This window comes from Cellulomonas citrea (genome assembly GCF_009829685.1).
In the GTDB taxonomy this organism is placed as follows: Bacteria; Actinomycetota; Actinomycetes; order Actinomycetales; family Cellulomonadaceae; genus Cellulomonas; species Cellulomonas citrea.
The window spans coordinates 1-15,282 of record NZ_VWSD01000008.1 but is presented as its reverse complement, the minus strand read 5'-3'; the positions used below and the strand labels follow the sequence as shown (position 1 = coordinate 15,282).

General features: G+C 74.0%; 16 protein-coding genes. 10 read left to right on the top strand and 6 right to left on the bottom strand.

The annotated features are described in order from the left end of the window. The first annotated feature begins 39 nt into the window (after nucleotides 1–39). Nucleotides 40–681, top strand: coding sequence for a hypothetical protein (locus F2B26_RS02180; protein WP_159805945.1), 642 nt, complete (start codon nucleotides 40–42; stop codon nucleotides 679–681). A 441-nt stretch (nucleotides 682–1,122) separates the two neighbouring features. Here F2B26_RS02180 and F2B26_RS02175 read toward each other — a convergent pair whose 3' ends face one another. Then, nucleotides 1,123–2,082 carry a hypothetical protein gene (locus tag F2B26_RS02175; protein ID WP_159805943.1) on the bottom strand — a complete coding sequence of 320 codons (960 nt, stop codon included), beginning with the start codon at nucleotides 2,080–2,082 and terminating at the stop codon, nucleotides 1,123–1,125. A 228-nt stretch (nucleotides 2,083–2,310) separates the two neighbouring features. Between F2B26_RS02175 and F2B26_RS02170 the strand changes: the two genes are divergently transcribed. After that, a complete protein-coding gene (locus tag F2B26_RS02170) occupies nucleotides 2,311–2,898 on the top strand; it encodes a TetR/AcrR family transcriptional regulator (protein WP_159805941.1) in 588 nt (195 codons plus the stop codon). A gap of 266 nt (nucleotides 2,899–3,164) precedes the next feature. Here the strand turns inward: F2B26_RS02170 and F2B26_RS02165 are convergent, their stop codons facing one another. From F2B26_RS02165 to F2B26_RS02155, 3 genes are all read right to left on the bottom strand, one after another. Then, complete coding sequence (locus F2B26_RS02165) at nucleotides 3,165–3,515, bottom strand: HepT-like ribonuclease domain-containing protein (RefSeq protein WP_159805939.1); 351 nt, start codon at nucleotides 3,513–3,515, stop codon at nucleotides 3,165–3,167. Next, nucleotides 3,512–4,021: a helix-turn-helix domain-containing protein gene (locus tag F2B26_RS02160; protein WP_201292568.1), complete on the bottom strand. Its 510-nt coding sequence runs from the start codon at nucleotides 4,019–4,021 to the stop codon at nucleotides 3,512–3,514. Before F2B26_RS02160 ends, F2B26_RS02165 begins: the two co-directional genes overlap by 4 nt. Before the next feature lie 194 nt (nucleotides 4,022–4,215). After that, on the bottom strand, nucleotides 4,216–5,328 hold the full coding sequence (locus F2B26_RS02155; protein ID WP_159805937.1) for a YeiH family protein: 1,113 nt from the start codon (nucleotides 5,326–5,328) through the stop codon (nucleotides 4,216–4,218). 146 nt (nucleotides 5,329–5,474) lie between these two features. Between F2B26_RS02155 and F2B26_RS02150 the strand changes: the two genes are divergently transcribed. The 3 genes from F2B26_RS02150 to F2B26_RS02140 all read left to right on the top strand — a co-directional run bounded on the left by F2B26_RS02150 (nucleotide 5,475) and on the right by F2B26_RS02140 (nucleotide 8,649). Then, complete coding sequence (locus F2B26_RS02150) at nucleotides 5,475–6,386, top strand: LysR family transcriptional regulator (protein WP_159805999.1); 912 nt, start codon at nucleotides 5,475–5,477, stop codon at nucleotides 6,384–6,386. A 139-nt stretch (nucleotides 6,387–6,525) separates the two neighbouring features. Continuing rightward, entirely contained in the window at nucleotides 6,526–7,893 is a 1,368-nt protein-coding gene (locus tag F2B26_RS02145; RefSeq protein ID WP_159805935.1) for a sensor histidine kinase, read from the top strand. Between the two features lie 54 nt (nucleotides 7,894–7,947). Next, on the top strand, nucleotides 7,948–8,649 hold the full coding sequence (locus F2B26_RS02140) for a LuxR C-terminal-related transcriptional regulator (protein ID WP_159805933.1): 702 nt from the start codon (nucleotides 7,948–7,950) through the stop codon (nucleotides 8,647–8,649). 33 nt (nucleotides 8,650–8,682) lie between these two features. Here F2B26_RS02140 and F2B26_RS02135 read toward each other — a convergent pair whose 3' ends face one another. Both F2B26_RS02135 and F2B26_RS02130 read right to left on the bottom strand, forming a co-directional pair. Next, entirely contained in the window at nucleotides 8,683–9,252 is a 570-nt protein-coding gene (locus F2B26_RS02135) for a YdeI/OmpD-associated family protein (RefSeq protein ID WP_159805931.1), read from the bottom strand. 53 nt (nucleotides 9,253–9,305) lie between these two features. Beyond that, nucleotides 9,306–9,866 (bottom strand): TetR/AcrR family transcriptional regulator, encoded by a 561-nt coding sequence (locus F2B26_RS02130; protein WP_159805929.1) that lies wholly within the window; start codon nucleotides 9,864–9,866, stop codon nucleotides 9,306–9,308. Between the two features lie 157 nt (nucleotides 9,867–10,023). Between F2B26_RS02130 and F2B26_RS02125 the strand changes: the two genes are divergently transcribed. The 5 genes from F2B26_RS02125 (at nucleotide 10,024) to F2B26_RS02105 (ending at nucleotide 15,032) form a co-directional block, all read left to right on the top strand. Continuing rightward, nucleotides 10,024–10,869 (top strand): patatin-like phospholipase family protein, encoded by an 846-nt coding sequence (locus tag F2B26_RS02125; RefSeq protein WP_159805927.1) that lies wholly within the window; start codon nucleotides 10,024–10,026, stop codon nucleotides 10,867–10,869. Further along, nucleotides 10,841–11,575: a 1-acyl-sn-glycerol-3-phosphate acyltransferase gene (locus tag F2B26_RS02120; protein WP_159805925.1), complete on the top strand. Its 735-nt coding sequence runs from the start codon at nucleotides 10,841–10,843 to the stop codon at nucleotides 11,573–11,575. The genes F2B26_RS02125 and F2B26_RS02120 overlap by 29 nt, the downstream gene beginning before the upstream one ends. Nucleotides 11,576–11,745: 170 nt before the next feature. Further along, the gene (locus F2B26_RS02115; protein ID WP_159805923.1) at nucleotides 11,746–13,422 is read left to right on the top strand and encodes a glycosyltransferase family 2 protein; all 1,677 of its coding nucleotides are present in this window, start codon (nucleotides 11,746–11,748) and stop codon (nucleotides 13,420–13,422) included. After that, nucleotides 13,419–13,670, top strand: coding sequence for a hypothetical protein (locus F2B26_RS02110; RefSeq protein ID WP_235929450.1), 252 nt, complete (start codon nucleotides 13,419–13,421; stop codon nucleotides 13,668–13,670). The genes F2B26_RS02115 and F2B26_RS02110 overlap by 4 nt, the downstream gene beginning before the upstream one ends. A gap of 36 nt (nucleotides 13,671–13,706) precedes the next feature. After that, nucleotides 13,707–15,032: an MATE family efflux transporter gene (locus F2B26_RS02105; protein WP_235929449.1), complete on the top strand. Its 1,326-nt coding sequence runs from the start codon at nucleotides 13,707–13,709 to the stop codon at nucleotides 15,030–15,032. Nucleotides 15,033–15,282: the final 250 nt, after the last annotated feature.

The window sequence follows — 15,282 nt, the reverse complement described above, 5'->3', positions numbered from 1 at the left end:
GCGCCGCGCTCACGAACACCGCCGTGGGACCTTCTAGGCGTGGACTGGCGCGAGTTTGTGGCTACCTTGCTCGGACATGTCCTCTCCTGGCCGGTCGTCGTGCTGGTTCTCTTCCTGCTCTTCCGGAAGCCAGTAGGCGAACTGATCCAGCGGGTGAAGCGCGTAGAAGTCGCCGGGCAGGTGGTGGACTTCGACCAGTCCCTAGGTCGAGCGACCGAGCTCTCGGCGGCATCCGTTGCCCTCGCCGAGGATGAGAAGGGAAAGACCGGCCCTGAGCCCGGCCACAGCGCTCGGCCGGAGATCGAACCGACGGCGTCGGTCCTCATGTCGTGGGAGCGCCTGGCAGCCAACATCCGTCACCTCCACGAGTCGGCTGGGCTAGAGGCGAGGCCGCACTCATCAGTGATCCGACTCGCGGGAAGCCTTGCCGGGGCGGGGATCGTGAACGACACCTTCGTCGCAGCTGTACGCGAGCTCTACTTCCTCCGGAACGCGGTCGCACACGGCGAGCACTTGCCGGACGCTGAGGAGGCCAAGCAGTACGCGAGTGCGGCTGAGGAGTTGGCCCGCGCGGCCGAGCTGTTTGCGGGAAGGCAGGTGCGCCCGGCCCCCCGGCGCGCCGTCCGAACAAAGCGACCTGCCCCACCGCCCGAACCGGCGGAGTCAAGGCCGGACGCGTGACTTAGCACCGGCCACACCTCTGCCGCGCCCGCTCGCCGTCTTGACCTCTCAGCGTAGGACGGCCCAGCTTCCCTACGCGCTCACACCCTCTAGTACCAACGCAAGAACCCACAGAGTCAGCCCCTACAGGCCATGCCACAACGTGCCTGTAGCACGATCAGATCGGCGCCTCTCGGTTCACCTCGGCGCGTGTGCGCAAGCCTCTGACCAGCAATCTTGATCGTCTCAGCAGGACAAGAAGCCCGGCAGGGTCGATTTCCCAAGCTGAGAGCGCGGGTTCGATTCCCGTCACCCGCTCCATCGTTTACGCAGGTCAAGAACCCGCTCCTGGGCCGTGGCAGTCACCCACGACGAGCGCCCCGAAGACCCCGAGCCTCCACGCCGGAGAGCCCGCCGGGCCGGTACGTCCTCAAGCGGTCCGCCGACTGCGGCGAACCCCGGTCAGTCCGCCGCAGCAGCGGTTTGGTGCATCGCGAGCCGGGCAGCCCGCCGGCGCGCCCGGAGCGTCCCTACGCTGAACAGCGCAAGCCCGCCGAGCAGCCATCCGGCCAGCACGAGGATCGGACCGGTGGTCGCGGCGCCGTCGAACAGTGCGAGGTTGCGCAGCAGGGTTCCGGTCGCGCCGGGCGGGAGGAACTGGCCGATGGCACCCCACGGGGCAGGAAGCAGCTCGGGCGCGCTGGTCAGACCAGACAGCGGGCTGCCCAGCAGGATGAGCGCGACGACCGCGAGGCCGAGCCCCACCTTCCCGAACATCCGCTGGAGCCCGAGCACCGCGAAGCAGGCGGCTCCTGCGCCGAGCATGGCGCCCAGCGCCGTGAGCCAGTAGCTGCCGTCGATGGTCCCGAACCCGTACTGCAGGATCGCGACCAGCCCGAGCCCACCGACGACGGCGAACCCCGCCCCGGTGATCAGCCGCTGCCGAGCTCCGCGCACACCGGCCATGATCCCCACGGCGGCGATCCACCCGCCCAGGGCGAGGGGGACGGCCCCCGTGGACAGTCCCACACCCTTCGGGTCATCGGCCGGGAACGGGCGCACATCCTTGACCTGCACCGGGATGGACGCCGCGGCTCCGAGGGACGTCACGGCCTGGGTGAGTGCGGTGGCCACGGCAGGGCTGGCCGCCGACGCGACGTCCAGCGTGAGCCCGGAGCCGCCCATGAGGAGCGCCCCGTAGATCTCACGGCCGAGGATCTGCTCGCGCGCCTGGTCGGCGCTCGTGAGCACTCGCACGTCGAACGCGCCGGGAGCGGCCGCGTCGAGACGTGCGGTGAGTGCGGCGGTCTGCGGGGCGGGTCCCACGACCGCCACGGGGACCTCGTGGAGACCGGACTTGATCCCGGGCAGGGCGAACGCGGTGAGCAGGACCATGATCGCGCCGACCAGCGCGAGAGTCATGACCGCGACGTGGGACCAGCTCGACGGCGCGCTCCGGGTGGGGCTGGCTGCGTCTCGCGTGGGGCTCTGCGCGTCTCGCGTGGGGCTCTGCGCGTCTCGCACGGGGCTGGGTGCCGTCACCATGGGTCTACTCCTCCGCGGCCAAGAGTCGTTAAGATACGGCTCGTATCTCTTGGAGAGTAGCGCGGGCCGTTAAGATACGGCAAGTACTCAATCGGAGGTGCCCTGGTGGACCCGGTCACGCGGCGGCGCGGCGATGCTCTGCGCTCGGAGATCCTCGGTGCGGTGCGGGACGAGCTGCGCGACCACGGCTACGCCGGAGTCACCTACGACGGCGTCGCGCGACGGGCCCAGACCAGCAAACCGGTCCTCTACCGGCGCTGGCGCTCCCGCGCCCACCTCGTCCTCGACGCCCTGAGCGACCAGCTCGACCTGGTGATCCCACCCCCGGACACCGGGGGCCTGCGGGGCGACCTCATCGGGCTGCTCCACCTCATGCGCTCCCGGTTCGAGGTCGCCGGGGCGCAGACGCTTCGGGGCATCGTCGCCGATGCGGACTCCGACCTCCGCAGCGCCCTCCTCGAGCTGACCGATGCGCTCGTCGACGAGATCTCCCGGAGCGTCCTCCAGCGCGCCCGCGAGCGCGGCGAGCTCGGTCCCGTGCCCATCCCCCCGCTGGTCTCCTCCGTGCCCGTCATCCTGTTCCGGCACGATCTCCTGCTCACCGAGGAGCCGAACGACGAGCGGATCGAGGAGATCGTCGACTCGGTGTGCCTGCCGCTCATGCACGCCGTGAGCAGGAGGCCCCTGGCCTAGGGCGACGGTGAGGTAGCCAGAGCTCGCCCCCACCTGCGGGTCGAGCGCACTCAGCAGGTCCGCGGGCACCGCGAGGGCATCGGGTACCGGCACGGCCGGCGTGGTCCGATCGGCAGCGTGCACGGGCCGGTTCGGTGACCTGCCGGTGGCAGCGGCCACGGCCCACGACGGGACCCCGCGAACATCACGAGACGCATGAGCAGCCGCCGCCGATCATCGCGCGCACCAGCGCTGGTCAGGCGTCGCGCCGGTCTCGGCGACGTGCGTCAGGCGAGGTCCTCAGCCAGCATCGCCTCGCACGCGGCGCGGAGCCGTTCAAGAGGCTCGCCGATCGTCGCTCGGACGATGACCGCGTCGAGCTTGTCGTAGTGGTGCCCGATGAGGTCGCGCATCCGCGCGATGTCGGACCACGGCACGTCGGACCGTCGGGCTGTCAGCTCGCTGGGCAGCGCCTTGACGGCCTCGCCGATCGTGAAGACGTGGAACTGGATGGCGGCCAGGACAACCTCGGGCAGCTCGTCATCTTCCGCATGACGCCGCCCGACGGCCTCAGCCCCTTCGATCGCCGCGATCGCTGTCAGGATGTCGGCCAGCCGGCGCCTGCTCGATCGGCTCACAGGGGCACCGCCTCGGCGAGTGCCGAGCCCGCGACACGCGCCGCCAAGGCGCTGGCCGGCGCGACGTCGACACGCTCGCCCAGGAGCGCCGACAGCTCATCCGCGATCGCCCCGAGCGGGAGCAGGCCACGCTTGTGCACATCGAGGTCGACGAGCAGGTCGATGTCGGACCCTGGGCCGTCCTCACCTCGCGCAACCGACCCGAAGACCCGGACGTTCGAGGCTCCGTGCTTGTGCGCGATGCGGCGGACGCGATCTCGGTTCGCGCGCAGCTTCGCCATCCGAGGGGTACGGACGTCGAGGCGGCGCGGCGAGACTGTGGCATTCAGCTCCAGGCGCGCCCCCATCGCCGCGAGCAACCTGTCGAGCGTCTCGACGGAGGGAGAGCTGGCGCCGGACTCGTAGCGCGACACCGCCGGCTGCGACGTCCCGGCGCGCGCCGCCAGAGCGTCCTGGCTCAGGCCCGCCGCCTCGCGCCTCGTGCGGATCAGGGTCGCGACATCCACAGTGCGACTATACCGCTAGAGGTATGGACGCAAGAGAGCCTTGGCAACGGGCTCCACCGAGCTGCGAACTCGTCGAGGCGGGCATCGCGGGCAGGACGCCGGCCGGCTCCGCGTCGCTGTTCTCCCTCAATCGCGGTCACCTCGCCGCAGGTGCGATCAAGGCGCTGGCGTCCCTGCGCGCACACCCGCACCCCTCACCACGTCCCGGTCACCCTCTGCAGCCCGAGGCTCGCGAGCGAGACGACGACCCACAGCAGGGCGCCGAGCAGCAGCGGGCGGTGGCCGGCGCGGCGCAGACCGGCCAGGTCGGTGGACAGGCCGATGGCCGACAGCGCCACCGTGATGAGGAACACCGAGACCTGGCTGAGCGCGGGGTGCACGGCCGCGGGGATGAGGCCGGCGGTGTTGGCCGCGGCCACGAGGAGGAACCCGATGAGGAACGTCGGGACGAGGCGCCACACGTCGACCCGTGGCGGGCGGATGGCCGCGACGTCGGCCGGGACGAGGACGTCCGCCGCCGCGCGCCGGTCGCGGCGGGCGGTCATCGCGGCCAGGGCGAGCACGATCGGGATGATGAGCAGGGTCCTGGTGAGCTTGACGACGACCGCGAAGTTCGCGGCCTCCGGCCCGTACGTGGTGGCGGTGGCGACGACCGACGACATGTCGTTGACGGCGGTCCCGGCGAACAGCCCGAACGCGTGCTGGCTCATGCCGAGCAGGTGCCCGACGACGGGGAACGCGAGCACGGCCGCGACGTTGAACAGGAAGATCGTCGAGACCGCGTAGGTGACCTCCGCGCCGACGGCGCCGATGACGGGCGTGACGGCCGCGATGGCCGACGCACCGCAGATGCCGGTGCCGACCCCGATGAGCGTGCGCAGGTTGCCGACCACGCCCAGCCACCGGCCGAGCAGGTACGCGGCGCCCAGCGCGACCACGAGCGTGCCGAGCATCACCGGCAGAGACCCGACGCCGACCCGCACGATCTGCATGAGCGACAGCTGCGACCCGAGCACGACGACGGAGGTCTGCAGCACGGCCTTGCTGGAGAAGGTGATCCCGGGGCGCAGCCGGGCACCGGGCCTGATCGTGGCGGCGAGCACGACCCCGAGCACGATGCCGGTGACCGGTCCGCCGACGAGCGGGAACCGCCGTCCCACGACGGTCGCGACCACGGCGACGGCGACGGCCAGCCCGAGCCCGGGCAGCAACGCCGTCAGCCGCGCCCAGCGACCGGCCGCGGGCGCGGCCGGCTCACCGGTGAGTGCGGGCGAGGGCTGCTCCTGGTTTCGGGGGGTGAGGTCCACGTCCGACGACTCTCGTCCGGCGCAGGCCGGGCGAGTAGCCCCCGAAGGCCGATGGCTCCATAGCCTTCGGCTATACCTATGCAGGTGTGCGATGGTGAGGGCGCACCTCGTGGCACCCGTGCACCGGAAGGAGCCCCGCCGTGGCCATGCACCGGCCGGACCTCGACCTCGACGCGCTGCGCGTCCTCACCCTCGTGGCCGACCTCGGCAGCATCTCCGCCGCGGCCCGCGCCGAGCAGATCAGCCAGCCCTCGGCCAGCAAGCGCATCCAGAGCCTCGAACGCCAGCTCGGCCTCGAGCTGCTCGACCGGCGCACCCGCGGGGCGACCCTCACCGACCACGGGCGCGTCGTCACCGGCTGGTGCCGCGCCGTGCTCGACGCCACCGACACCCTCGTCACCGGCAGCCAGGCGCTGGCCGCCCGCGACCTCGCCCAGCTGAGCATCGGCGCCAGCCAGACCATCGCCGAGTACCTGGCCCCGTCCTGGCTCGGCGAGTTCCACCGGCGCGGCGGCCAGCCCCCCGTCCACCTGCGGGTGGCCAACTCCCAGGGCGTCATCGGGGCGCTGCGGTCGCACGAGATCGAGCTCGGCTTCGTCGAGACGCCGACCATCCCCAGCGACCTGGTGAGCCGGCAGGTGGCGCGCGACCGGCTCGTGCTCGTCGTGTCCCCCAGCCACCGGCTCGCCCGCCGCCGCACCCCGGTCACCCGCGACGAGCTCGCCGCGATGCCCCTGGCCACGCGGGAGGACGGGTCGGGCACCCGGGACACGCTCGAGGTCGCCGTCGGCCGGCCCATGGTGGCGCCCGCCGTCGAGCTCGACTCCAACGCGGCCGTCAAGGTGCTCGTCGGCTCGGGCGCCTACCCCGCCGTCATCAGCGAGCTCGCGGTCGCCGGTGAGCTGCGCGACGGGCGGCTCGTCGAGGTCCCGCTCGGCGACCTCGACCTCAGCCGGTCGCTCGACGCGGTGTGGCGGCGCGGCACCCGGCTGCGGGCCGCGGCCCAGCACCTGCTCGCCACCGCACGTCCGGTCACGGCCCCGACCAGGACGCGATGACCCGGCACTGGTCAGCCAGGCCCGCGCCCTCCGGTCCGGACCGGGGGACATCCCCCGCAGGTCACGGTGGGCTGCCTGCTGTCGGCGGGCCGAGCCCGGCCGACACGATGGGGACCTCAGCCACCAGAAGGGGTCACCGATGAGCACGCCGGTCGCGGACCTGCCGGGCACCACCCGGCCCGTCGTCGCACAGAACATCTCCCGAGGGGTCGCGCTGCTGCTCGGGCCGGTCGCGGGCCGCACCTGGCGCGAGCTCGGCTACCTGAACGTCGTGCTGCTGCTCGCGCCGGTCGGGTTCGCCTGGGGGGTGCTCGCCGTGACGTTCAGCGTGTCCGTCGCGATCACCGCGTTCGGGTTGTACGCGGCGGGCTGGATCGTGGTCGGCGCCCGCGTCCTGGGCGGCGCCTACCGCGGGCTGGCCCGCACGCTGCTCGACACCGATGTGCCCACCCCGCCCCCGCACCGTCGGGGCAGGGGGTTCTGGGGCCAGATCGGGGCCATGCTCGGGGACGCCGCCGGCTGGCGCGCCCTGGCGTTCGGGGCGGTGAGCCTGCCGTTGTCGATCCTGTCCGTGACGCTGTCCTGGCTGTTCCTCGCCCTCGGCCTCGGCGGGCTCACCTACTGGTTCTGGTACCGGTTCCTGCCCTGGCAGCAGGCGCTCGACGGAAGCTGGCACCGGGGCGCGAGCATCAACAACGACTACTTCGTCGACACCCCCGGCCGGCTGTGGGCGATGGTGGCGCTCGGCGTGGTGTTCCTCCTGCTGTGGCCGCAGGTCACCCACGGCCTGGCGCACGGGTTCCGGCTGCTGAGCCGGCTGCTGCTCGGCCCCACGGCGGCGAGCCTGCGGGTGGCCCACCTCGAGCAGACCCGCAGCCACGCCGTCCAGGACGCCGACGCCCGGCTCCGGCGGATCGAGCGCGACCTGCACGACGGCACCCAGGCCCGCCTGGTGACCCTGGCCATGCAGGTCGACGACGTCCGCGACCGGCTGGCCGGCGGTGACGAGGCCGATCGCGCCGCGGCCCTGCTGCTGCTCGACGAGACGCACCGCGAGATGAAGGACACCCTCGTCGAGCTGCGCGAGATCGCCCGCGGCATCCACCCGCCGGCCCTGGACAACGGCCTCACGCTCGCCCTGGAGACCCTGGTCACCCGCAGCGCCGTCCCCGTCACGCTGGACGTCGACCTGCCGACGGAGCCCGCGCCCGAGCTCGCCGCCATCGCCTACTTCGGGGTCGCCGAGCTGCTCACCAACGTGCAGCGGCACGCCGGTGCCACGGGCGCCTACGTGCGGGTGGACACCCTCGACGACACGGTGCGGGTGCGGGTGCGCGACGACGGGCACGGCGGCGCCCGGCCGGCCTTGCCCGGGGCCTCCGGCGGGACGGGCCTGCAGGGGCTCGTCGAGCGGGTGTCCACGGTGGACGGCACCGTCGAGATCGACAGCCCCGCCGGGGGACCTACCGTGGTCACCATGTCCCTGCCGATGCGCGCTGCTCGATGACCCGTCGGCCACCGTCGTCCACGAACCGCCGGTGAGGGCGGCGAGGCCGCACCGATGCGGGTGATGATCGCCGAGGACTCCGCCATCCTGCGGGACGGGCTGGCGGCGTTGCTCACCCGCCGCGGGCATGAGGTGGTCGGGGCCGTCGGCGACGCGACCGCCCTGGTGGCGGCCGTCACCGCGCTCGCGGAGGGCACCGGGGAGACCAAGGGATCCGAGACGGCCAAGGGCACCGGCCTGCCGGACGTCGCAGTGGTCGACGTGCGGATGCCGCCGACGTTCCGGGACGAGGGCCTGCGCGCCGCGCTCGAGCTGCGCGCCCGGTTCCCCGAGCTCGGGGTGCTGCTGTTCTCCCAGTACGTCGAGACCCGGTTCGCCGCCCAGCTGCTGGCCGGCGGGGCGCGCGGGGTGGGCTACCTGCTCAAGGACCGCGTCGCCGACGTGGGCGACTTCCTCGCAGCCCTGGAACGGATCGCCGACGGGCAGACCGTGCTCGACCCCGAGGTGGTCACCCAGCTGCTGGGGGCCTCCCGGTCCGACGGCGGGCTGGGTCGGCTGTCCGCCCGCGAGCGTGAGGTGCTCGAGCTCATGGCGCAGGGCAGGTCCAACGGAGCGATCGCCGAGCACCTGGTGCTGACCTACGGTGCGGTCGAGAAGCACGTGACGTCGATCTTCACCAAGCTCGACCTGGCACCCGACGCCGGCGACCACCGCCGGGTGCTCGCGGTGCTGCGGTACCTGGAGCTGGACCGCTGAGCGACCCCGTGGCGACCGGCCGCTCGGACGTCGTCACTGCTCGTCACGCAGCCGCGCGAGCGTCCGTTCGAGCCGGGCCTGGCGTGCGGCCGGGGTGGGTGCCGTCATGAGCGGGTGCAGCACCGAGTAGCGCTGGGCGCGGGTGAGGGCCTCGAACCGGTCCCGGGCCGCAGGGTCGAGCGCAGCGAGCAGATCGGCGGGGACCTCGGCCTCCGCCGACCCGGGGTAGGCGCGGTCCCAGCGCCCGTCAGCCCGGGCACGGTCGACCTCCGCCTGCCCGCGCGGTCGCAGCCGCCCGTCGTCCACGAGCCGGGCGATGTGCTCGACGTTGCGCGCGGACCACAGCGACCGGGCGCGCCGCGGGGTGAACCGCTGGCGGAACGTGAGGTCGTCACCGCCGCGCTTCTGCCCGTCGATCCAGCCGCTGCACAGCGCCTCGTCGAGCGCCTGCGCGTAGGTGAGCGACGTGGGGTGCGTCGTGCCCTTCTTGGCCAGGACGAGCCAGACGCCGTCGGAGGCGTCCTCGTGGACGTCGAGCCAGGCGCGCCAGGCGGTGACATCGGGCACCGTGAGGGCGGGCGGGGGCTCGTCGGCGGCGGCCATGGCCCGATTCTGCGGCCTGCCGCCGGCAGCGGCCAGGGGGCGGGCGACCACCTCTAGCCGAGCTGCGGGCGCAGACCGTCGAGCAGCAGGTGCAGGTAGCGGCGACGACCGGCCTCGTCGGCGTCGAGCACCAGACCGGCGGCGGCGAGCATCGCGAGCAGCTGCGGCACATCGGCCCCGGTGAGCTCGGGACGCAGCGTGCCGGCCGCCTGCCCGCGCGCGACGAACGCCTCGAACCCCGCGATGTGCGGGCGCAGCAGCTCGGCCGTCGTCCCGCCCAGGTCGCCGAGGGAGGCGATGAGCGCGCGTTCGCGGCGGCTCACCGTGACGACCCGCTCGGCCAGGGCGAGCAGCTCGGCGTGCGAGCCGTCACCCGCCTCGACCTGGAGCAGGTACGGCTCGATCTCCTGGTCGAACAGGCGCTGGTACACACCGGCCGCGAGCGACTGCCGGTTGGGGAAGTGCCGGTAGAGCGTGGCGATCCCGACCCCGGCCTCCTGGGCGACCTTGTCGAGGGTCCCGGTGCCGTCACCGGACTGGAAGACCCGGCGGGCCGCGTCGAGGATCCGGGTCACGCTCGCGACGGCGTCGGCGCGCATCGTCCTGACGTCCACCCGGTCCCCCTCCTCCCCGCAGGAGGCGACAGCAGGTCTGGCCTCGGTCCAGCGAGGCTACCAACTGCACACGGCCGCGATGCGTCTGCCCTGGTCAGCGCACCGAGGGGCGAGGGGGGTACGATCTAATAGTTGACTATCGGTTCGAAGGAGTGGCATGGGACGCAGCACCGCCGCAACGACGGCCGAGCACCGACCGAACCGTCGCGCGCAGCTCGGGCTCGTGCTGTCCAGCGGCGCCGCCCGCGGCACGGCCCACGCCGGCGCCCTGCTCGCCCTGCAGGAGCGCGGCATCGCGCCGCAGGTGATCGTCGGGACCAGCGCGGGGGCCCTCGTCGGCGGCCTGTACGCCGCAGGGATGTCGCCCGAGCTCATCGTCGAACGCCTCGCGTCCCTCACCTGGTCCGACATCGGCCGGCCGCGTCCCACCCGCGCGCTCGCGCTCATCGAGACCACGGCGCTGCACAGCACCCTCGACTGGATGCTCGGCCGCAAGGCCATCGAGGACCTGCCCCGGCGGTTCGGCGCCGTCGCCACCGATGTGCGCACCCGCAGCGCCGTCCTGCTGGACCACGGCGACGCGACCACCGCCATCCTGGCGTCCATCGCCGTCCCCGGCGTCTTCCCCGCAGTGCGCACCGACGGCCGCACGCTCGTCGACGGGGTGCTCACCTCGCCCGTGCCGGTGTGGGCCGCCCACCACCTCGGCGCCACGCGGACCATCGCCGTGCGGCTGCGCCCCCAGGCACCGGCCGGTGCGCGCGCCACCGTGCAGCGCAAGGTGCTCACCCCCGCCGAGGAGGTCACCCCCGACCTCGACGTGGTCATCGACACCGAGGGCTACGCGTCCTGGTCGGCCCGCGACGCCGACCGCCTCATCGCCCTCGGCTACGAGACCACCCTCGAGGCGCTCGACCGGGTCGACGTCGACGAGCTGCTCACCGAACCCCCGCTGACCTGCGGCTGCGCGACCGATGACGGCGCAGCACGTGTCGCGAGCTGAACCGGAGCGCTCCGCCGCACCGGCGACCCCCACCCGGCTCGACCCGATCGACACGCTGCCCGCCCGGGCCCTGCGCCGGTTCGCCGGGGCAGCCCTCGCCGCCGTGGTGCACAGCTGCGCCCGGCTCGACACCTCGTCGCTGCCCGGCGGCCGACTGCCCGCTGACCTCGGCCCGCGCCCGCTGCTCGTCACCAACCACCGCAGCCCGCTCGACTACTGCGTCGTGGTCACGGTGTGCCGCGCCGACGGACGCTGGCCGGCGATGTTCGCCCGGGAGGACTTCTTCGCCCCGGCACCGCTGCGCCTGCTGCTGAGGTCGCTCGCGCTCATCCCCGCCGCGACCGGACGCGGCGCCCCCGACGGGCTGCGCCGTGCGGGCGACCTGCTCGACGAGGGCCGGGTCGTCGCGATCGCCGCCGAGGGCCGGCTCGTGCACGCCGCCGAGCGGGCCGACGGCGTCGGACGCTTCCGTGCCGGCACCGGACGGCTCGCGGCCGACGGGGCGGACGTCACCGTCCTGGCCATCACGGGGGCCGACGACGCCTGGCCGCCGGGACGGAGCGCACCACGGCTCCGCCTGCGCCGGCGTCCGACCATCACCGTCCGCGCCCTGCGGGTGCCGTCCGACCCGGAGCAGACCGCGACCCAGGCCGGCGCGAGCGTGCGGGCCGCGATGGTGACGCTGGTCGGGAGCGACCTGGCGTAGCGCGGCGAGCAGCCGCCGAGCCGGTCCGGCTGCGGCGCCGCCGCCCGATTCCTCCGTTTCACCCGACCTCGTGCGCCCCACGGCCTCATCCGACCGGCACGACGTGTCGATGCCACAGCGTGACCGGTGCTGCGCCGGCCACGGGGCGAGGGACCCCGGAGGTGAGCACGATGACTGAGCACCACGTCGACGGCGACAGCGGTCGCCCCCTCACGGGGCGGTCCTCGGCAACGGCCGCGGACCGGCGCACGCTCGCGGGACCACCGCGGACCGGTGCCGTGCCCACACCCCGCGGCGACCCGGACGGCGGGGCCCCGACGCCACCGACGACCACGTCCGACGGGCGCGGTGCCGGGGCCGGGTTCCCGCGACTCATCGGCCTGGTGATCCTCGGCCTCGCGGCCGGTGCAGCCGTGCTCCTGCTGCTGGCCGCGCGCGCCGCGGGGGGCAGCGCCGACGTCGCCCCCACCCGCGGCTTCCTCTTCGGGGTCTGGGACGTGCTGTACGCGACCCAGGCACCCACCCCCCGGGTGGCGCTGTCGGCGATCGCGCTGGCCGTGCTGCTCGCCGCCGGGGTGGCGCTCGCCGAGCTGCGGATCAGCACCCACGCCCGACGGTCCGCCGACGCCGGCGCCAACCCGCTGGCGCCCAAGGTGGTGATGGCCCGCACCCGCGGCGTGTTCGCCGGACCGGTCACCGTGACGGTGCTCATCCCGGCGCACAACGAGGAGGCGTCGCTGCCGCACACCATCGCCTCGCTCGTCGGCCAGTCGCACCCGCCGGAGCGGATCCTCGTCGTCGCGGACAACTGCACCGACTCGACCGTGGACGTGGCCCGGCGGGCCGGCGCCGACGTCGTGGCCTCCGTCGACAACACCCACAAGAAGGCCGGCGCGCTCAACCAGGTGCTGCGCGACCTGCTGCCCACGCTGGGCGACAACGACGCCGTCATGATCATGGACGCGGACACGACGCTGGACGACGGGTTCCTCGAGGCCGCCGTGGCCAGGCTGACGGCGGACCGCGGCCTCATGGCGATCGGCGGGCTGTTCTACGGCGAGGAGGGCGCCGGGCTGCTCGGCCAGTTCCAGCGCAACGAGTACACCCGGTACAGCCGGGACATCCGACGTCGACGCGGCCGGGTGTTCGTGCTCACCGGGACCGCCTCCCTGTTCCGGCCGACGGCGCTGCGGACCGTCGCGGCCAGCCGTGGCGCGGCGCTCCCCGGGACCCCGGGCGACGTCTACGACACGTCCGCCCTCACCGAGGACAACGAGCTCACCATCGCCCTCAAGTCCCTGGGCGCGCTCATGATCTCCCCCGACCGGTGCACGGTCATCACCGAGGTGATGCCGACCTGGCGCGCCCTGTGGAACCAGCGGCTGCGCTGGCAGCGCGGCGCCCTGGAGAACCTCGGCGCGTACGGCCTCACCCCGCGCACCTTCCGGTACTGGGCGCAGCAGCTGGGCATCGGGTACGGCGTCATCGCCCTGGCCTCCTACTTCCTGCTGTTCACCGTGATGGCGCTGGCGATCGACACCTGGATCTGGTTCCCGTTCTGGCTCGGGCTCGGCGGGGTCTTCGCCGTCGAACGGGTGGTGAGCGTGTGGGCCGGCGGCTGGCGGGCCCGGCTGCTCGGTGCGGCGCTGCTGCCCGAGCTGGTGTTCGCCACGTTCCTCGACGTCGTCTACGTCAAGGGTGTGCTGGACATCTCCTTCGGCCGCACGGCGCGTTGGACGCACGTCGTGCGGACCGCGGCACCCGGTGCGGGGGACGACGGCCCGGCAGACGGCGGCCGCGCCGATGACCGCCCAGCCGATGACGACCCGGAGGCGGTGGCCCGATGACGACGACCCTGGTCATGGCGCTGCACGCGGCAGCCGCGCGCACCGGGCTGCTGCTGCCCGAGCAGGTGCTCTGGTCCCCGGCGTTCCAGGTGCTGGCGACGTTCGTCGCGCTCAACACCCTCATGTACGTGGCGCTCGCGGTGCTCAAGGTGCTGCCGAGGATCTACCCCGGGTCGTGGTTCGGCGGCCGGAACCGGCGGGCCGAGGACCGCAGCATCTACCCCGCACCCGACGACCGCGAGCACTGAGCACCGACCACGCCGGGTCCGGCTACCGTCCCTGGCGTGAGCGTCCTGCGCAGCCGGTACGACGGGCCGATCCTGCGCCTCGCCCTGCCGTCGCTCGGGGCGCTCGTCGCCGAACCTCTGTTCCTGGCGACCGACACCGCGCTCGTCGGGCACCTGGGGGCGCCGCCGCTGGCCGCGCTCGGGGTCGCGTCGACCGTGCTGCAGACCGCCCTCGGGCTGCTCATCTTCCTGGCCTACGCCACGACGCCCCTCGTCGCGCGGCGGCTGGGTGCCGGCGACCGGCGCGGGGCGCTGCACGCCGGGATCGACGGCATGTGGCTGGCCGCCGGGCTCGGGGTGGTGCTCGCCGTCGCGGGCTGGGCGACCGGGCCGTGGCTCACCGGGCTGTTCGGCGCGGAGCCCGACGTGGCCGCCGCCGCGGCACGCTACCTGCGGATCTCCTGCCTCGGCCTGCCGGCCATGCTCGTCGTGGTAGCCGCGACCGGGCTGTTCCGCGGGCTGCTGGACACCCGCACCCCGCTCGTGGTGGCCGGGGTGGGGTTCGCGGCCAACGCCGGTCTCAACGCCCTGCTCATCTACCCCGCGGGGCTCGGGCTGGACGGGTCGGCGGTCGGCACCGTGCTCGCGCAGACCGGGATGGCCACGGCGTGCGTGCTCATCGCGGTGCGCCACGCCCGGCGGGGGAAGGTGAGCCTGCGACCCGGCCGCGTCGGGCTCGCGGCGACGGCACGGTCGGGCGGCTGGCTGTTCCTGCGGAACCTGTCGATGCGCGTCGTGCTCGTGGCCACGGTGGTCGCCGCGACCGCGCACGGCACCGTCGCCCTGGCCGCGACCCAGGCCGTCTTCACGGTGTTCAGCACCGCTGCGCTGGGTCTGGACGCGCTCGCGATCGCCGGGCAGGCGATGGTGGGGCACGCGCTCGGCGCCGGGGACGGCACACAGGCCCGGGCCGTGCTGCGCCGGCTGCTGGAGCTGGCCGGGGTGGGCGGGCTGCTGCTCGGCCTCCTGCTCGCAGCCTGCGCCCCGCCGCTCGCGGCGGTGTTCACCTCGGACGGCGCCGTGGCTGCCGCGATCGCCGCCGGGCTCGTCGTCGTGGCGGTGGGGCTGCCGGTCGGCGGGGTGGTGTGGGCGCTGGACGGGGTGCTCATGGGCGCCGGTGACAACCGGTACCTGGCGCTGGCCGGTGCGATCAACGTCGCGGTGACGCTGCCCGCCCTGCTGTGGGTGGGGCAGGCGTCGATGCCGGTGACCAGCGCGGTCACGGCCATCTGGTGGGTGTTCGGGGTGGGCTACATGCTGGTGCGGCTCGTCACGCTGGGCGTCCGGGCGCGCGGGTCACGCTGGCTGGTGCTCGGGGTCTGACCGGGCCGGCGGGTCGGGTGCCAGTGGCGCCCCAGCCCCGCGGCGACCCGCGGTCCGCGCGTGCCCACGCCGCCCAGCCGCGCCCCTCAGCCCAGCGGCGCCCAGTCCTGCTGGGTGCGGACACACGTCGCGGCGACCCCGGTGCGCTCGACCGCCTCGGGGTGCAGCCACCATGTCTCGTCGGGCGACCAGCCGGCCAGGACGGTCGCGGCGCCGTCGGGCACGCCCGGCCCGGCGGGCACCGGGACGG